The organism is Pseudomonas sp. LBUM1656 (assembly GCF_059716065.1).
The window spans coordinates 915006-933278 of sequence record NZ_CP166800.1 but is presented as its reverse complement, the minus strand read 5'-3'; the positions used below and the strand labels follow the sequence as shown (position 1 = coordinate 933278).

The following is an 18273-nucleotide window of genomic DNA, read 5'->3' as shown; positions in this document are numbered from 1 at the left end:
ACCGTGGAGCTGATCGACAGCCACACTCATCTGGATTTTCCGGACTTCGACGAGGACCGCGCGGCGCTGCTCGCCGAGAGCCGCGCCCTTGGAGTGCGGCGGATGGTGGTGCTGGGGGTTTATCAGGGGAATTGGCAGCGGGTTTGGGATCTGGTGCAAAGCGATCCCGATCTGCATGCGGCGTTCGGGTTGCACCCCGTTTATCTGGATCAACATCGCCCTGAAGACTTACCCGAACTCGGAGATTGGCTGACCCGCCTGGCGGGCCATCGGCAATTGTGTGCTGTGGGCGAGATCGGACTGGATTACTTCATCGAAACCCTCGACCGTGAACGCCAGCAGGCGTTATTCGACGCGCAGCTGCAACTGGCAGTGGACTTCAACCTTCCGGCGCTGATTCATGTGCGGCGCAGCCATGCGGCGGTGATTGCCACGCTCAAACGTTTCCGACTGAAACGCGCGGGCATCATTCATGCCTTCGCCGGCAGCAAGGAAGAGGCTCGCGAGTACATCAAGCTGGGTTTCAAACTCGGCCTGGGCGGTGCCGCCACTTGGCCGCAGGCGTTGCGCATGCACCGCGTGCTCGCCGAGCTTCCGCTTGACGCGGTAGTGCTTGAAACCGACTCGCCGGACATGGCGCCCGTCATGTTTCCCGGTCAACGCAACAGCCCGACGCATCTGCCAGCGATCTGCTCGGCACTGGCCGGGATCATGGCGATCAGCCCCGAGCAATTGGCCGCCGCCAGCACGGCCAATGCCTGCGAGTTGTTCAACTGGTAGTCAATCGTTGCGCACATTCCATGTGGGAGCGGGCTTGCTCGCGAAGGCGGTGTATCAGTCACGCATGATGTTGACTGACACACCGCTTTCGCGAGCAAGTCGGATCGCCGCACCGCCGCTCCCACAGGTGATCACTGCGTACCTTCAGACCCGGAACGCGCTGATCAGTTGTTTGAGTTCCACCACCTGAGCCGACAACGCACGACTGGCATCTTCAGTCTGGTGCGCACCTTCGGCTGTACGTTCACCTGCGCGGTTGATCTCAACGATGTTCTGGTCGATGTCGTGGGCCACCGCGGTCTGCTGCTCCACCGCCGCCGCGATCTGCTGGTTCTGATCGACGATCATGCCGACGGCGCCGAGGATGTTTTCCAGCGCCTGCTGGACCTTTTCCGACTGCCCGACGGTGCCATCGGCCACCTGATGACTGACGCCCATGGCTTTCACAGCCGCGCCGACACCAGTCTGGAGCTTGGTAATCATCTGCTCGATTTCTTCGGTCGATTGCTGGGTGCGCTTGGCCAGGGTCCGGACCTCATCGGCCACCACCGCAAAACCACGCCCCTGCTCACCGGCCCGAGCGGCTTCGATTGCCGCGTTGAGCGCCAGCAGGTTGGTCTGCTCGGCGATGCTTTTGATCACTTCCAGCACGCGACTGATGGATTGGCTGTCGCTGGCCAGTTGATTGATTACCCGCACCGACTGATCGATCTCACTGGCCAGTTGCGCGATGCTGCCCTGCTGGGACGCCACCAGGCCGCGACCGCTGATGGTCTCGTCGTTGACGCTGTGAGCGCTGCTGACCGCCGCGGCGGCACTGCGCGCCACCTCAAGCGAGGTGGCCGACATCTGGTTCATGGCCGTGGCGACCTGCTCGATCTGTGAGCGCTGCCCCGCCACCGCCTGGTTGCTCTGGGCAGAAACACTCTCGACCTGCCCGGCCTGGCGCTCGACCTCATTCACGGTCTGGCCTACACGTTCGATCAGGTCGTGGATCTTTTTCACGGTGCCGTTGAACACCTCGCCCAACTCGCCCAGCTCATCGCGACTTTCGGCGCGGAACGTGACGGTCATGTCGCCCGCCGCGACTTTATCCAGCGTCGCGCCGAGGCGTTTGAGGGTGGTGCGGGTCGAGGCGTAGAAGCCGCCGTAGAGGTAGAAAATCAACACGAACACCACCGACAGCGCCACGGCCTGCAAGACCATGTGGGTGCGGTTCTGCTCCAGACGCTGCTGCAACTGGGTGCCGAGGAATGTCAGGGTGGCTTCGTTGAGTTGGTAGGTCTGGTCCATCAGGCCGGTGACCTGATCGTAAAAGGCCTGCCACGGCGCATCGAGGGTGTCGGCCATCACCACCTGTTCTTCGAACAGTTCACTGGCCTTTTTCAGCGAGGCCTTGCTGCTTTCGGCCTGGGCGGCCAGGGTTTCACGCGCGGCCTTGCTGGAGCCCAATGCGTCATTCAGCTTCAGGCCGTATTCGCCCTGGAGCTTTTCGATCTGCGCCAGCAGTTCATCGAATCGAGTGCTCGACGACGAATTGAGAAAACCTTGCCCCAGCGAATAGGAACCCATCGCCCGGCCGTCGCCCAGGATCTGGGTCACCGGTGGCGTGACGTTGGTAATGAGTTCGCTGAGCTGACGCATGTCGCTTTGACTGTCGCGACTCAGGCCGGCTTGAGTGGCAATGATCTGGCTGAAAATCTGCGCGTTACCGAGCAGTTTGCCGATCAGCGCGCTTTTACTTTGCAGGGAGGTTTCCGCTTGCTGGGCCTTGAACGCCGCGATCATCTCATCGCGCTTGCCATCGAACACCGTGATCTGCTCCGGGTCCGTGGTCATCGCCGTCAGCCCTTGCAGGCGGGCCAGAACACTTTGCTCCAGGGTGCTGATCTTGGTCTCGACGTTGCCAGCCTTGCCGGACTGGCCGAGGGTGACGTTGATCTGCACCAGGTTGTTCAGGGTTTCCAGATCACGCCGCAGGGTCAGGCTGCTGCCGAGCAGGTCGAGGCTTTGCAGCTCGACTTGGGTGCCCTGGAATTCACGATAGGAATCGCGGACCAGATAGAAGTTGGTCACCAGCATCGGCACGAGGAATAGCACACTGATCAGGCTGAATTTCATGCCGAAGCTCAGGCGATTCATCAGCGCGACGGCGGGATAGAGCAAGCTCTTCACTGGAAGTCTCCCTTTTGATTCTTATTTTTATTGGCAGGCGCGGGTCGACGGCAGATAGCCACTATTTAGCGCTGACTCTGTATAGCTTAAATCGGCAGGGGGTTTTGTAACTTAAGGTTAACGGGGCGCGCGGACCTGTAGCAGCTGGCGCAGCCTGCGTTCGGCTGCGCAGCAGTCGTGAATCCTGCTGACGCGATCAATCTGAAAAACCGCAGCACCTGAATTCACGACTGCTGCGCAGCCGAACGCAGGCTGCGCCAGCTGCTACAGGGGATCGGCGTATCAGGGGAGGACCGTCCACAACGCAAAACCGGCATACCAGAGCACCGCCGCACGCAGCAGTAACTCCCAGATCCGGTCCAGGCTGTTGATGCCATCCGGTCCGACGACCGGCGCAGGAATTTCACCGGCCACCAGTCCAACTTTCTCGATCAACTGGGCAGCGCTGATGTTCCAGTTCAGCAGTTCATGCAGCATCACCCGGCTGACCGCAACAAAGTTTCCGACCAGCGCGAAACTGGCCGCCAACAGACGCACCGGCACCCAATCAAACGCGTGCCGCAACTGTGCAGCGCGTTCGACCACGGCCGGGTTCTGCCCGTGCTCTTCGGCCAACGCCAGCAGCCGGTAGCTCAGGGCGGCGACCGGGCCCAGCACGAAGTACCAGAAAATCACCGCGAAAAAGCTCTGGTAAGCCTCCCACAGCAAATGGCCTTCGACCCGCTCAAGCAGTTGCTCACCGTTATCGGCGCAGATGTCCAGGTCGCGCTTGGCCACATGGGCCGCTGCTTGCAGGTCCTCCCGGCGCCAGGCATCGCGAAACGGCCCGAGGCCGGCCAGCAAATCGCCGCGACCCAGGCTGTAAATCACCACCAGCAGGTGCACCGGCAACGCCAGCAACCCGTAGGCCACCGGTTCCAGCACCACCAACAACAAACCCAGCAGCGCCACCGGCAACAACACCAGCACCACCAAAATCAGCCATGGCCGATCGATCAGACGCGGGCTGACTTCAAGCTTGTTCAGCTCACGCACCCAACCGCCATCACGCTGTACCCGATGGCGCAGGGCCGAGAATTTCTCGATCCAGACAGCCAACAGCAACACCAGAAAACTCATTGTCCTTCCTCTTGTTCCAGAGCGGCTTTTGCCAGGGCGGCGCGGTAGCGTGCCCAATCGAACGCGGGTCCCGGGTCCGTCTTGCGCCCCGGTGCGATGTCGCTATGCCCACAAATGCGCTGCGAGGTGATTGCCGTAAACGTGCTTTGCAGCTGCCGGGTCAGCTTGGTCAACGCTTGATACTGAGCATCGGTAAACGGCAGATCATCCGTACCTTCAAGCTCGATGCCCAAGGAAAAATCGTTACAGGTGTCCCGCCCCTCGAAACTCGATACACCGGCGTGCCACGCGCGCTCAAGACAAGAGACAAACTGAGTGACGGTGCCGTCACGTTCGATCAAAAAGTGCGCAGACACCCGCAGGTCAGCAATCCCCTCAAAGTAGGGATGCTCCGTGACATCCAGACGATTCTGGAAAAATTCCTGCACCTTGCCGGTGGCGAACTGCGCGGGCGGCAGGCTGATGTTGTGGATCACCAGCAGGGAAATTTCGCCCGAGGGGCGCGCATTGAAGTTGGGCGAGGGGCATACACATACGCCCTGACACCAACCGCTCGCGGGGTCCAACTGCATACAGGTTCCTTCAACGACGATTGTGTTGGCGCCCAGTATGCCGCGATAGACCCTCGGGGCGCGATCACTTGCCGCGATTGAGACGCCGCAGGTTGCCCAGCACCGACTCCAGAGCCCGGTCGAACAGCAAGGTGTCGTCCAGCGCCCGCACCGCACCGCGACGAAATTCCAGGGCCAGGCCGGTGCGGCTGCGCTCCCATACTTTCATTCCGGTGCGGTCGACGAAGATGTATTTCCCGGTGGCATCGATGATCGCCGCCAGCTTGCAGCGCAGGGTGTTTTCATCGTCCTCCTGGATCTCCACCCAACTGCCGGGACGCAGTTGATCGACCTGAAGCAAACCGGCATCGTCCGCCGGCAAACGCACCGACACCGTATCGTCCGGCCCCTCGTCGGCGGTTCGCAACACGATGTGCTGCAGCACTTCGACCATCACCGGCGGCTCGACGGGTTGTTCCCCCCCCTGGCCTGGGCGCTCGAACAGTTGCACGTGCAAGGTTTCCAGCTCACTGAAAAACCCACTGGTGGCGAACGGATCGAACGCCGAGCTGCTCAACCCGTCGCGCAATGCCTTCAGCAGCCCGGGCACCAGTGCCAATAAACGCTGGACTGCATCAGGCTCGTCATGGCGCTGCACGCTCCAGATCAATTGCTCCATGGTCTGCACATCGGCCTGCCATTGCGCCGATGCCTCGCCATGCTTGAGGCAGGTCAACAACAGCACTTTGCTCCAGGCCTGCTGGACGAAAATCACCACACCTTGTGGCAACACTTTGCCCAGCAACGCCTGATTCAGCGCCTGCTCGACACGCTGGCGTGCCAGTTCAGTCCTGGCGCGACCTTCTTCGGCGTCACGGGTACGCTGCTCCAGCAGTTCACTGCGACGGCGCTCGTCACTGGTGAAGGCGAGAAAGTCCGCCAGCAGTTCTGAGAAAATGGCCGGGTCGTCAACAAAGTCGTTCAACAGGCGCTGCACCACTTGCTCGATGCGCAGGTACAGGCTGTCACGCTCGTGGTCATCGCACTCGCCCCAGCCCATCGCCGCGGCGGCGATTTCGTTGAGCAGGCGCCGGGCCGGATGGCTGGCGCGGCTGAAGAAGCTCTTGTCGAGCACCGCCACCTTGAGCATCGGGATCTGCAAACGGCCAATCAGCGCCTTGAGGGAGTCCGGCAGGTTGCGGTCATCAAGAATGCATTCAAAAAGCATGGCAATCAGGTTGATTACGTCTTCGTCGGCCACGCCGACTACACGCGACTTGCCGCTTTTGACGCTGACCCGGGTCAGCAGTTGTTCGAGCTGATTACGCAGATCGAAGTCGTCCTGAGTCGCCAGCGCCGGCACGTATTGCTGCAAGTGCGAGAGCAGGCGCAACAGGTCGCGGGTGGAAATGGGCTGGGTCTGGGTACTGGCGTCGAGGGTGGGTGCGACGCTGCCGCGCACGTGCAGCAGCAACTCCTGTAATGCGGCAAAGACTTCCTGCACGCCGTCGTCAATCGGCGTATTGCTTGAGTGGACGCCGGCCTCGATCGGTTCGGCATGGGCGCTGGCGGCCGCATGATCGGTGGCTCGCCGCGCGGGAGCGGGCTTGAGGTCGGGTAACACGCCGGTAGCGATGAGCAGTTGATTGGCTTCGGCGTACAGCTGATCCGCGCTGCTTAGCACGTAACGGTCGAACAGTTTGAGGATGATCAGCTTGACCTTGATCTCCACCCCAAGGTTGCGCCAGGCCTGCAAGAAATACTCGCAGAGCTTCGCCGGCCCCAACGGGTTGTGCTGATCGTCCAGCGCCTTGCCCAGCAGAGCGCTGAGTCGGGCCGTCAGTTGGTCCAGGGCGAAGCCGTCGCGGTTCAGCACCTTGCTGACCATGGCGTCCACCGCGACGCTGCGCTCCAGATCGTCATTGGGTAAAGCATCGGCATCGAACGTCAATGTCTGAGGCAAGGTCGCGTGGGTGCTGTCGTACTGCGAGAGGCTGACGAACGCCTCAAAAAATTGTTCGAGAAAACCGCGCTCGATGCTTTTTCGCTTGAGGCGCAAGTCGCGCATGGCTTCGAAAAAGAGGTTCTGCTCGACGTCGTTGCGGGCCCGATCGGCCATTTCGAACAGCGTGTCGTCGGCGTTATCAAACAGTTCCTGCAAGCCATGCCTGAGCTGTTGAGTGGCCTTGTCGCGAACCTGAAGCAGAATCACCGGCAGGCGGGCGAGCGGCGATTGCGTCGCCTGATCGGTAGTCGCCTTGTGCAAAGGCACTACATTCCCGTCGTTGTGCATCCAAGCCTCCTGAAACGGTGATTCTGCGAATAGTTTTTAACCCAAGAACACGTCAAAGCCATGACGTCAAAAGCAAGGCGGATTATCTTGTAAAAGAGCCCTCGTGTGCCAGCAGACTCTGTGCTTCGCATTGAAATAGACGCGTAGGGGAGACGCTGACTTAGTGCGGATGACTCAAGGGAATCGACCAAAGGCAGGTTCGCAAGTGACAGGAACGCTTCTGATGCCTTGGGTTGCCTTGCGCCATGGCCCTATAATCGGACCACTTTGTTTGTGGAGCCCGTTATGCCGAATCTACGTCTCGCCGATTTGACCGCCGAAATCGAAGCCAACGTGCGCCGTGCGTTGCTCGAAGACATCGGCAGCGGCGACATCACCGCGCAGCTGATCCCGGCCGAACGCCTGGCCAAAGCCACCATCATCACCCGCGACGCCGCGGTCATTGCCGGCACCGCTTGGGTCGATGCCGTTTTCCGGCAGCTTGATCCACGGGTCGCGGTGCACTGGCAGGTGCGCGACGGCGAACGAGTGAAACCGAATCAGGCATTGTTCCACCTCGAAGGCCCGGCACGTTCGCTGCTGACCGGCGAACGCTGCGCACTGAATTTCCTGCAACTGCTATCGGGCGTGGCCACTCGCGCACAATACCTGGCGGATTTTGTCGCCGAGACGCAGGTGAAGCTGCTGGACACACGCAAAACCCTGCCAGGGCTGCGTCTGGCGCAAAAGTACGCCGTGACCTGCGGCGGTTGTCATAACCACCGCATCGGCCTGTACGACGCCTTCCTGATCAAGGAAAACCACATCGCTGCCTGCGGGGGCATTCCTGAGGCCATTAACGCCGCGCACAAGATCGCCCCGGGCAAGCCGGTCGAGATTGAAGTGGAAAGCCTGGATGAGCTCAAGGAAGCCCTGGCGGCGGGCGCAGACATCATCATGCTCGATGAGCTGAGCCTGGATGACATGCGTGAAGCGGTGCGCCTCAACGCGGGCAAGGCGAAACTGGAAGCCAGCGGCGGCATCAACGAAAGTACGCTGCTGCCGATCGCCGAAACCGGGGTGGATTACATTTCGATTGGTGCGATGACCAAGGATGTGAAGGCTGTCGACCTGTCGATGCGCTTAAGCCTCTGATCGAGAAACGCATCGCAAATGTGGGAGCGGGCTTGCTCGCGAATGCGGTGTGTCAGTCGACATTTCTATTGACTGACACACCGCATTCGCGAGCAAGCCCGCTCCCACATTACGCTGGCGTTTTTGTCAGACCACCAGATTGTTCATCTCGCAATACTCTTCCCACTCGACGCCCAACACCTCGGCCGCCTCCTTGTGCAGCACCAGGCGCGCAGCCTCGAACTCTTCAGGGGTCGAGGTGTACTTGAGCGTCAGCTCCCACGGCTGCAAGCCCTGGGATTCCGCCTCATCCTCAAATGCCCACTGAATCTGGTCTTTCTGATCGTCGGCGGGCAGGTCCTTGATCTCTTCAGCCAGCTGGGGTGTATCCAGCAGGTACTTTTTCAGCGCTTCTTCGTGTCTGGCTTCTTGACTCAATTCTTTAACGGTCATGGCGTTCTCGCTGATCTGGGGAATGGAAGATGGATCTGGATCATCAAGGATCTCTCTGACGCAAAAAACCGTTTGAAGCCCGGTTTGTCTGGCCTTCAGAACCATTCGGGGATCATCTGAAAACTGCAAAGTGGTACGTGTGCAACGTTCGAATATAGGACGTTTGGTCGACGATTTATATGGACTTTTACATCAAATCTACAAAAAACCCGTTGATCGCACATTCTGCAAATTTTCCTTCGCTACCCAGGAACAACGTTCAAAAGGTAAAGTCATAGCGATGTGCCATCTAGGCACTTCACAAGGAACCCGGTGATGCGCAATTTCTCCAAGCTTTCGTCCATCTTGTCTGCAACCGGCATGGCTGCCCTCCTTCTAGGCAGCCTGGCACTGTCCAACACCGCTCAAGCCGGTCTGGAATACAAATCCGACAGCGCTAATTCTTCCGATAAGCTCCTTGTTTTCCATAACTATTACGGCACCGACGTGATGGTCAAATCCGGTATCAGTATCGAAGACGTGGAAAAATTACAAAGGATGGTTAAAACCAATACGGCCGATCTGGAAGAGCTGAAGAAAACCGTCAGTGCACAGGCGCGGCTCATCGAAGAGTTGAAAAAGAACACGGTGTCCGGTTCGAGTTCGACTGCCAGCGAAGTGGACAAACTCAAGCGCACCGTCAGTGATCAGGAAACGGCGCTGAAAAACCTCGCCAAGGCCATGGACGAGTTCAAACGCAACAGCGGCTCGAGTTCCAGCTCCAGCGCCGGTGAAGTTAACGACCTTAAACGTACGGTCAGTGAGCAGAACACTGGTTTGGTAAACCTCGCCAAGGCCGTGGACGAACTCAAGCGCAATAGCACCACGAGTTCCAGCTCAAGCTCCAGCGAAGTCAACGACCTCAAGCGTACGGTCAGCGAACAGGACAACGGGCTGAAAAAACTCGCCAGTCAGATGGACGATCTCAAGCGCAGCAGCGGCTCGAACTCCAGTTCGAACTCCAGCTCCAGCGAAGTAAGCGATCTCAAGCGTACGGTCAGCGAACAAGACAACAACCTGAAAAAGCTCGCCAGTCAGATGGACGATTTCAAACGCAGCAGCGGCTCGAACTCCAGTTCGAACTCTAGCTCCAGCGAAGTGAGCGACCTCAAGCGTACCGTCAACGGACAGGAAAACGACCTGAAAAGGCTTGCCAGCCAGGTCGAAGACCTCAAGCGCAGTGCCGGATCGAGCTCCAGCTCAAGTTCCAGCGACCTGTCCAGCCTTAAGCGGGAAGTCAGCGATCAGGACAATCAACTGGATCAGCTCAAACGCACCGTGGAAGATCTGAGCCGGAAGGTGAAGTAACAGATAATTTTTGCCCGAGACAGGAATCGAACCTGCGACCTTCGCGTTACGAGTGCGCTGCTCTACCAACTGAGCTACACGGGCGGTGAGCTAAACCTAGCACAGCTTTCGCGAGTCGCAACCGCAAGTCCATCTCGGTTTATTGCAGACAAAAAAATGCCCCGCAGCTTTCACTGCGGGGCATTTTTTACAACGTTGAAACGGTCAGGCGGGGGGTAATTAAACGCCCGAAGCCTTGGCCGCTGCTACGTCTTTGATGGACAGCTTGATACGGCCGCGGTTGTCCACGTCCAGTACCAGTACTTCCACTTCCTGGCCTTCTTTCAGGATGTCGGTCACTTTCTCTACGCGAGCGTCGCTCAGCATCGAGATGTGAACCAGACCGTCCTTGCCAGGCAGGATGTTGACGAATGCGCCGAAGTCGACGATGCGCTCAACCTTACCGACGTAGATCTTGCCGATTTCAGCTTCTGCGGTGATGCCCAGAACGCGCTGACGTGCTGCTTCAGCCGCTTCCTTGGTTTCGCCGAAGATCTTGATCGAGCCGTCGTCTTCGATGTCGATCGAAGCCTTGGTCTCTTCACAGATCGCACGAATGGTCGCACCGCCTTTACCGATGACATCACGGATTTTGTCGGTGTCGATTTTCATCGCGATCATGGTCGGAGCGTTTTCCGACAGTTCGGTACGCGACTGACCAATGATCTGGTTCATCTGGCCGAGGATATTCAGGCGCGCTTCAAGGGCTTGGCCCAGAGCGATTTCCATGATTTCTTCGGTGATGCCTTTGATCTTGATGTCCATCTGCAGCGCGGTAACACCTTTGGCGGTACCGGCTACTTTGAAGTCCATGTCGCCCAGGTGATCTTCGTCACCCAGGATGTCGGTCAGGATGGCGAATTTCTCGCCTTCTTTAACCAGACCCATGGCGATACCGGCAACCGGTGCCTTCATCGGAACACCAGCGTCCATCAGGGCCAGGGAAGCGCCGCAGACCGAAGCCATGGAGCTCGAACCGTTGGACTCGGTGATTTCCGATACAACACGAATGGTGTACGGGAACACGTCGGCAGCAGGCAGCATGGCGGCGATCGAACGACGGGCCAGACGGCCGTGACCGATTTCGCGACGACCAGCGCCACCCATGCGACCACACTCACCTACCGAGAACGGAGGGAAGTTGTAGTGCAGCATGAACGGGTCTTTTTTCTCGCCTTCCAGGGTGTCCAGCAGCTGTGCATCACGGGCGGTGCCCAGTGTTGCAACGACCAGAGCCTGGGTTTCGCCACGGGTGAACAGTGCCGAACCGTGGGTCTTTGGCAGAACACCGACTTCGATGTTCAAAGGACGTACGGTCTTGGTGTCGCGGCCGTCGATACGTGGCTTGCCGTTGACGATGTTTTCGCGAACGGTGCGGTATTCGATTTCGCCGAAAGCCGCTTTGACTTCGCTGGAGGAAGGCTGGCCTTCTTCACCGGACAGCTTGGCAACCACCTGGTCTTTCAGTTCGCCCAGGCGAGCGTAACGGTCGGCCTTGATGGTGATGGTGTAAGCCTGGGAGATCGCGTCGCCGAACTTGGCACGGATAGCGCCCAGCAGAGCGGTGGCTTCTGGCTGTGGAGCCCAGGTCCAGGTCGGCTTGGCAGCTTCAGCGGCCAGTTCTTTGACGGCGTTGATCACCACCTGGAACTCGTCGTGAGCAAACAGTACCGCGCCCAGCATCTGGTCTTCGGTCAGCTCTTTGGCTTCCGATTCAACCATCAGAACGGCTTCCGAAGTACCGGCTACGACCATGTCCAGGCTCGAAGCTTTCTGTTGTTCGTAAGTCGGGTTCAGCAGGTAGCCGGTGCTTTCGTGGAACGCAACGCGGGCAGCGCCGATCGGGCCATCGAAAGGAATGCCGGAGATGGCCAGGGCAGCCGAGGTACCGATCATCGCAGCGATGTCCGGATCGGTCTTCTTGCTGGTGGAAACGACGGTGCAGACTACCTGCACTTCGTTCATGAAGCCTTCTGGGAACAGCGGACGGATCGGACGGTCGATCAGTCGGGAAGTCAGGGTTTCTTTCTCGGAAGGACGGCCTTCGCGCTTGAAGAAACCGCCAGGGATCTTACCGGCAGCGTAAGTCTTTTCCTGGTAGTGAACGGACAAAGGGAAGAAGCCCTTGCCTGGATCGGCTTGCTTGGCACCGACCACAGTCACCAATACGCTGACGTCGTCGTCAACGGTGACCAATACTGCGCCGGAGGCCTGACGGGCGATACGGCCGGTCTCGAGGGTAACGGTCGACTGACCGAACTGGAATTTTTTGATTACCGGGTTCACGGTGTCCTACCTTCTTTTGTGGCTCTTGGGGAACTTGTCTTCTTGCGAAATTCTTGGGCAATGTCGGGAATCGGCCCAACGCCTGTCCAGGGTAAAACGACTATCCAGATAAAACTTGAGGCTGGGAGCCTGCCATGTGCCTGCGGGAAACCCGCTGACACACAGCAAACAACCAACCTCTAGCGCAATCGCTTATTAGCGACGCAGACCCAGGCGACCGATCAGAGCCTGGTAACGGCCCAGATCCTTGCCTTTCAGGTAGTCCAGCAGCTTACGACGCTGGTTTACCATGCGGATCAGACCACGACGGGAGTGGTGATCTTTACCGTTGGCCTTGAAGTGACCTTGCAGCTTGTTGATGTTGTGGGTCAGCAGTGCAACCTGCACTTCTGGCGAACCAGTGTCACCAACAGCTTGCTGGTAGTCAGCTACGATTTGAGCTTTTTCTTGAACGTCGAGAGCCATGAGGCAATCCTTTTATCAGGAAACCATCCAGAGGACGGTTTCAACAGGCCAGGGACAAATCCCTGTATCTAAAAATGAGTAGTGACCGTGCCTGTTGACAGCCACCCTCGTCCGGTCATTCTGACCGAATCAGTCGACGCGGCGCGATGCGCCCGTCTTCGCTCACTTCACCGATGCCGATGAAGCGACCGTTGTGATCCTGTACCCGCACCATGCCGAACTTCGGTGCATCCGGGGCTCGTACCGGCTGGCCGTTAAGCCAGTAGAACGAGCTGTGCTCCGAGAACTGCAACAGTGGCCAATCCAGCAAGCCGCTGTCCGATGGCATCAGGAAGCGGTCGACCGCTTCGTTGCCGCCTTCGGCATGTACCGCTTCCAACTCTTCAAGCGTGACCGTCTGCGCCAGCGTGAAAGGCCCGGCCTGGGTACGTCGCAATTCAGCCACGTAAGCGCCACAACCGAGTTGCTCACCGATATCCTCCACCAGGGTGCGAATATAGGTGCCTTTGCTGCAATCCACCGCAAGCCGCGCAGTATCACCCTCAAAGGCGAGCAATTCCAAGCGCGCAATAGTAACAGAACGCGGTTCGCGCTCCACTACTTCGCCTGCACGGGCCAGCTTGTACAGCGGTTGGCCATCACGCTTGAGCGCCGAGTACATCGGCGGTATCTGACTGATTTGCCCACGAAAACCCGGCAATACGGCTTCGACATCGGCGCGACCAACGGTCACCGGACGCTCCTGCAAAACTTCACCTTCGGCATCGGCCGTGGTGGTGGTCTTGCCCAGTTGCGCCAGGGTTTCATAAGCCTTGTCGGAATCGAGCAGGTACTGGGAGAACTTGGTGGCCTCACCGAAGCACAACGGCAACACGCCGGTGGCCAGCGGATCGAGACTGCCGGTATGACCGGCCTTCTCGGCGTTCAGCAACCAGCGAACCTTCTGCAACGCGGCATTGGAGGTAAACCCCAACGGCTTGTCGAGCAGAATGATACCGCTGACGTTACGACGGATACGTTTGACCTGAGCCACCGATTACTCCTTGGCGTCTTCGGGTGCAGCCGCTTCCGGGCGCTGGCTGTCTTCAGCCACTGCACGTTCGATCAGGGCGGACAGGTGCGCGCCACGCACAACACTCTCGTCGTAGTGGAAGTGCAGCTGCGGAACGCTGCGCAACTTCATTTCGCGGGCCAACTGCATACGCAGGAAACCAGCGGCGGAGTTGAGCACCTTGATGCTTTGTGCGATGTCTTCGGCATTGTCCTGCCCCATCACGGTGATGAAGATCTTGGCGTGACCGACGTCACGGCTGACTTCAACAGCGGTAATGGTAACCAGGCCGACGCGCGGGTCTTTGACTTCACGACGGATCAGCTGTGCCAGCTCACGCTGCATCTGATCGCCGATACGTTGGGTACGGCTGTATTCTTTTGCCATGTCTTGTTACCTGTTACTGCCCCACGGTGAAACCCGAGGGGTCTGAAAGCGGCAAACGCCCGGCCTGACAAAAGCCAGACCGGGCGTTGCGTTTAGAGTCCTGCCGTGCCGCGCACTCGCATGCGGCGGCTCGCCGTGGCCCTTGAAGTGCGCGAGTTAGAGGCTGCGAGCAACCTGAACCTTCTCGTAGACTTCGATCTTGTCGCCAGCTTTGACGTCGTTGTAGCTCTTGACGCCAATACCGCATTCCATGCCGGCACGTACTTCGGAAGCGTCATCCTTGAAGCGGCGCAGGGATTCCAGCTCGCCTTCGAAGATAACGATGTCTTCACGCAGTACACGGATTGGACGGTTACGGTGAACAACACCTTCGATAACCATGCAACCGGCGATCGCGCCAAACTTCGGCGAGCGGAACACGTCACGCACTTCAGCGGTACCCAGGATGTTCTCGCGAACATCGCTGCCCAGCATACCGGTGAGGGCTTTCTTGACGTCTTCGATGATGTCGTAGATCACGTTGTAGTAACGCATATCCAGACCTTCCTGCTCGACGATCTTACGAGCGCCAGCATCGGCACGCACGTTGAAGCCGAACAATACAGCGTTGGAGGCCAGTGCCAGGTTAGCGTCGGACTCGGTGATACCACCGACGCCGCCACCGACAACACGCACTTGCACTTCGTCGTTACCCAGGCCATTCAAGGCGCCGTTCAACGCTTCGAGGGAACCACGGACGTCAGATTTGAGGACGATGTTGAGCGTCTTCTTCTCTGCCTGGCCCATGTTTTCGAAGATGTTTTCCAGCTTGCCAGCGTGAGCGCGAGCCAGTTTGACTTCGCGGAACTTGCCTTGACGGAACAGAGCCACTTCACGGGCTTTCTTCTCGTCTGACAGCACGCTCATCTCGTCGCCAGCGTCCGGGGTACCGTCCAGGCCGAGAATCTCGACAGGAATGGAAGGACCGGCTTCCTTGATTGGCTTGCCGTTCTCGTCGAGCATGGCACGTACACGGCCATAGTTCGAACCGACCAGCACCATGTCGCCTTGGCGCAGGGTACCGTCTTGAACCAGAACGGTTGCAACCGGGCCACGACCTTTGTCGAGACGCGATTCAACTACAACACCACGGCCTGGAGCCGACGGAGTTGCCTTCAGTTCCAGAACTTCGGCTTGCAGCAGAACAGCTTCGAGCAACTCGTCCACGCCGGTACCGACTTTCGCCGAAACCGATACGAACGGGGTGTCGCCGCCCCACTCTTCCGAGGTCACGCCGTGAACCGACAGTTCGCTACGGATGCGATCGAGATCGGCGCCCGGCTTGTCGATTTTGTTCACAGCAACGACCAGTGGAACACCGGCAGCCTTGGCGTGCTGGACAGCTTCAATGGTCTGCGGCATCACGCCGTCGTCCGCTGCAACGACCAGGATCACAATGTCAGTCGCCTTGGCACCACGGGCACGCATTGCGGTAAACGCAGCGTGACCCGGGGTGTCGAGGAAAGTGACCATGCCGCGATCAGTTTCAACGTGGTACGCACCGATGTGCTGGGTGATACCGCCGGCTTCGCCAGCAGCTACCTTGGCACGACGGATGTAGTCGAGCAGCGAGGTCTTACCGTGGTCAACGTGGCCCATTACGGTCACAACCGGTGCACGGGAGAACGATTCACCTTCAAACTTCAGGGACTCGGCCAGGGAATCTTCCAGGGCGGTGTCGCTGACCAGGGTCACTTTGTGGCCCAGCTCTTCAGCAACCAGTTGGGCAGTTTCCTGATCCAATACCTGGTTGATGGTCGCTGGAGTACCCAGTTTGAACATGAACTTGATGATTTCAGCTGCCTTGACCGACATCTGCTGTGCGAGATCGCCAACAGTGATGGTCTCGCCGATCTGCACATCACGCACGACAGGACCGGTTGGGTTCTGGAAACCGTGAGCGTTGCGTTTCTTCAGCTTGGCCTTGCCGCGACCACCGCGACGGAAGCCATCGCTTTCTTCGTCGGTAGTACGAGGCGCAACACGTGGAGCAGGCGCTTTTTCTTTAACCGAAGCACGATGTGGAGCGTTTTTGCGCTCACCATCGCCACTGCCACGACGATTGTTATCGTCGGCACGTGGTTTGTCCGGACGGCGCTGTTCGTTCTGCTTGTTGCGAACATCAGCAGACGGCGCTGGAGCAGCGGCTACAACCGGCGCGCTTTCGCGTACTGGTTCGGCAACTGCAGCAGGTGCTGCAACGGCGTCGTTAGTAGCGGTTTGCGCAGCAGCAGGCTGGCGACGCGCTTCTTCTTCGGCGCGACGCTTGGCTTCTTCTTCAGCCTTCTGACGAGCAGCATTTTCTACTGCGCGACGTTCGTCCAGCTCGCGTTTGCGCTCGGCTTCGATTTCTTCCGGGCTGCGCTGTACGAAGACTTTCTTCTTGCGTACTTCAACGCTGATGCTTTTGCTGCCAGCAACACGCAGGGTGCTGGTGGTTTTGCGCTGCAATGTAATCTTGCGCGGTTCTTCCACTTTCGCCTTGTGGCTGCTCTTCAAGTGAGTCAGCAAAGACTGCTTCTCACTATCGCTCACACCTTCATCGGCGGCGGTGTGCGGCAGACCTGCCTCACGCATCTGCTGCAACAGGCGCTCTACCGGTGTTTTGACCTCATCGGCCAGTTGTTTCACCGTGACTTGCGTCATGCACTTCTCTCCTCAGGCCGCGCCTAATTACTCGAACCAATGGGCTCGGGCGGCCATGATCAACTTGCCGGCACGATCATCGTCAATGCCGTCGATGTCGAGCAGATCGTCAATAGACTGCTCGGCCAGGTCTTCGCGGGTAATTACGCCGCGCACCGCCAGTTCCATCGCCAAATCCTTGTCCATACCCTCAAGCGAGAGCAGGTCTTCGGCCGGATGGGCGTCTGCCAGCTTTTCCTCAGTAGCGATGGCTTTGGTCAACAAACGATCCTTGGCACGAGCGCGAAGCTCGTTGACGGTTTCTTCGTCAAAGCCATCGATGTTGAGCATTTCCTCCACCGGTACGTAGGCAATCTCTTCCAGGCTGGTGAAGCCTTCATCTACCAGCACCTGTGCCAGGTCTTCGTCGACTTCCAGCTCGTCGATGAAGTTGCGCAGGATGTCGCCGGTTTCTGCTTGCTGCTTAGCCTGGATGTCCGATTCGGTCATCACGTTCAGGGTCCAGCCAGTCAATTGGCTAGCCAGACGCACGTTCTGACCACCACGACCAATGGCCTGAGCCAGATTGTCTGCGCCAACGGCGATGTCCATTGCATGGGCATCTTCGTCAACGATAATTGCCGCAACCTCAGCCGGGGACATGGCGTTGATTACGAACTGAGCCGGGTTGTCGTCCCACAGGACGATATCAACACGCTCACCGCCCAACTCACCCGACACTGCCTGGACGCGCGAACCGCGCATACCGATGCAAGCGCCTTGCGGGTCAATGCGTTTGTCTTTCGAGCGGACCGCGATCTTGGCACGCGAACCCGGGTCACGGGACGCAGCCATTACTTCGATCAGGCCTTCAGCGATTTCCGGCACTTCGATGCGGAACAACTCGATCAGCATTTCCGGCGCGGTACGCGACAGGATCAGCTGCGGGCCGCGGTTCTCGGTGCGGATTTCCTTGAGCAGCGCACGCAAGCGCACGCCAACCCGGAAGGTTTCGCGAGAGATGATGTCTTCACGAGCCAGCAACGCTTCAGCGTTGTTGCCCAGGTCGACGATCACGTTGTCGCGGGTGACTTTCTTCACGGTGCCGGAGATGATTTCCCCCAGGCGCTCGCGATAGGCGTCAACGACTTGAGCGCGCTCGGCTTCGCGAACTTTCTGCACGATGACTTGCTTGGCAGTCTGTGCAGCAATGCGGCCGAACTCGATGGATTCGATTTTCTCTTCGACTACATCACCCACCTGGGCGCCCGGGTGCGTTTCGGCAACCTTGCTCGGCCAGGTTTCGATGGCCGGATCATCCAGGTCTGCTTCTTCGACGACCGTCCAGCGACGGAAGGTCTCATAAGCACCGGTGTGGCGATTGATTTCCACACGCAGATCGACTTCGTCCTCAAAACGCTTTTTGGTAGCAGTGGCCAGAGCCAGCTCCAGCGCTTCAAAAATTACGTTTGCCGGTACGCCCTTTTCATTGGATACCGACTCAACAACCAGCAGTACTTCTTTGCTCATCGTACGCCTCGCCTTTCGCA

General features: G+C 58.7%; 14 protein-coding genes and 1 tRNA gene. 3 read left to right on the top strand and 12 right to left on the bottom strand.

Annotated features, from left to right (window positions below; translation table 11 throughout):
• Window positions 1-3 precede the first annotated feature (3 nt).
• Window positions 4-780, top strand: a complete 777-nt coding sequence (locus ACA072_RS04020) for a TatD family hydrolase (RefSeq protein ID WP_497623302.1) — start codon at window positions 4-6, stop codon at window positions 778-780.
• Between the two features lie 144 nt (window positions 781-924).
• Here the strand turns inward: ACA072_RS04020 and ACA072_RS04015 are convergent, their stop codons facing one another.
• From ACA072_RS04015 to ACA072_RS04000, 4 genes are all read right to left on the bottom strand, one after another.
• Entirely contained in the window at window positions 925-1629 is a 705-nt protein-coding gene (locus tag ACA072_RS04015) for a methyl-accepting chemotaxis protein (RefSeq protein WP_462029896.1), read from the bottom strand.
• Between the two features lie 1608 nt (window positions 1630-3237).
• A complete protein-coding gene (ampE, locus tag ACA072_RS04010) occupies window positions 3238-4074 on the bottom strand; it encodes a regulatory signaling modulator protein AmpE (RefSeq protein WP_497623300.1) in 837 nt (278 codons plus the stop codon).
• Window positions 4071-4646 carry a 1,6-anhydro-N-acetylmuramyl-L-alanine amidase AmpD gene (gene ampD, locus ACA072_RS04005; RefSeq protein WP_497623298.1) on the bottom strand — a complete coding sequence of 192 codons (576 nt, stop codon included), beginning with the start codon at window positions 4644-4646 and terminating at the stop codon, window positions 4071-4073. Before ampD ends, ampE begins: the two co-directional genes overlap by 4 nt.
• A 64-nt stretch (window positions 4647-4710) precedes the next feature.
• Window positions 4711-6918, bottom strand: coding sequence for a DUF1631 domain-containing protein (locus tag ACA072_RS04000; RefSeq protein WP_497623297.1), 2208 nt, complete (start codon window positions 6916-6918; stop codon window positions 4711-4713).
• A 285-nt stretch (window positions 6919-7203) separates the two neighbouring features.
• Here ACA072_RS04000 and nadC point away from each other — a divergent pair, with 285 nt between their 5' ends.
• On the top strand, window positions 7204-8052 hold the full coding sequence (gene nadC / locus ACA072_RS03995; protein WP_497623295.1) for a carboxylating nicotinate-nucleotide diphosphorylase: 849 nt from the start codon (window positions 7204-7206) through the stop codon (window positions 8050-8052).
• Between the two features lie 126 nt (window positions 8053-8178).
• Here nadC and ACA072_RS03990 read toward each other — a convergent pair whose 3' ends face one another.
• Window positions 8179-8484, bottom strand: a complete 306-nt coding sequence (locus ACA072_RS03990; RefSeq protein ID WP_497623293.1) for a DUF6388 family protein — start codon at window positions 8482-8484, stop codon at window positions 8179-8181.
• A gap of 315 nt (window positions 8485-8799) precedes the next feature.
• Between ACA072_RS03990 and ACA072_RS03985 the strand changes: the two genes are divergently transcribed.
• On the top strand, window positions 8800-9831 hold the full coding sequence (locus ACA072_RS03985; protein ID WP_497623292.1) for a hypothetical protein: 1032 nt from the start codon (window positions 8800-8802) through the stop codon (window positions 9829-9831).
• 11 nt (window positions 9832-9842) lie between these two features.
• On the opposite strand, the gene ACA072_RS03980 is transcribed toward ACA072_RS03985, so the two are convergent.
• From ACA072_RS03980 to nusA, 7 genes are all read right to left on the bottom strand, one after another.
• Window positions 9843-9915: transfer RNA gene (locus ACA072_RS03980), tRNA-Thr, on the bottom strand.
• A 135-nt stretch (window positions 9916-10050) separates the two neighbouring features.
• Window positions 10051-12156 carry a polyribonucleotide nucleotidyltransferase gene (gene pnp, locus ACA072_RS03975; RefSeq protein ID WP_497623290.1) on the bottom strand — a complete coding sequence of 702 codons (2106 nt, stop codon included), beginning with the start codon at window positions 12154-12156 and terminating at the stop codon, window positions 10051-10053.
• A 195-nt stretch (window positions 12157-12351) separates the two neighbouring features.
• Window positions 12352-12621: a 30S ribosomal protein S15 gene (gene rpsO, locus ACA072_RS03970; RefSeq protein WP_003176135.1), complete on the bottom strand. Its 270-nt coding sequence runs from the start codon at window positions 12619-12621 to the stop codon at window positions 12352-12354.
• A gap of 115 nt (window positions 12622-12736) precedes the next feature.
• On the bottom strand, window positions 12737-13654 hold the full coding sequence (gene truB, locus ACA072_RS03965) for a tRNA pseudouridine(55) synthase TruB (protein WP_123405159.1): 918 nt from the start codon (window positions 13652-13654) through the stop codon (window positions 12737-12739).
• A 3-nt stretch (window positions 13655-13657) separates the two neighbouring features.
• Window positions 13658-14059, bottom strand: a complete 402-nt coding sequence (gene rbfA, locus ACA072_RS03960; RefSeq protein WP_461979409.1) for a 30S ribosome-binding factor RbfA — start codon at window positions 14057-14059, stop codon at window positions 13658-13660.
• A gap of 156 nt (window positions 14060-14215) precedes the next feature.
• Window positions 14216-16744: a translation initiation factor IF-2 gene (gene infB, locus ACA072_RS03955; RefSeq protein WP_497623287.1), complete on the bottom strand. Its 2529-nt coding sequence runs from the start codon at window positions 16742-16744 to the stop codon at window positions 14216-14218.
• Between the two features lie 27 nt (window positions 16745-16771).
• Window positions 16772-18253: a transcription termination factor NusA gene (nusA, locus tag ACA072_RS03950; RefSeq protein ID WP_045060041.1), complete on the bottom strand. Its 1482-nt coding sequence runs from the start codon at window positions 18251-18253 to the stop codon at window positions 16772-16774.
• Between the last annotated feature and the right edge of the window lie 20 nt (window positions 18254-18273).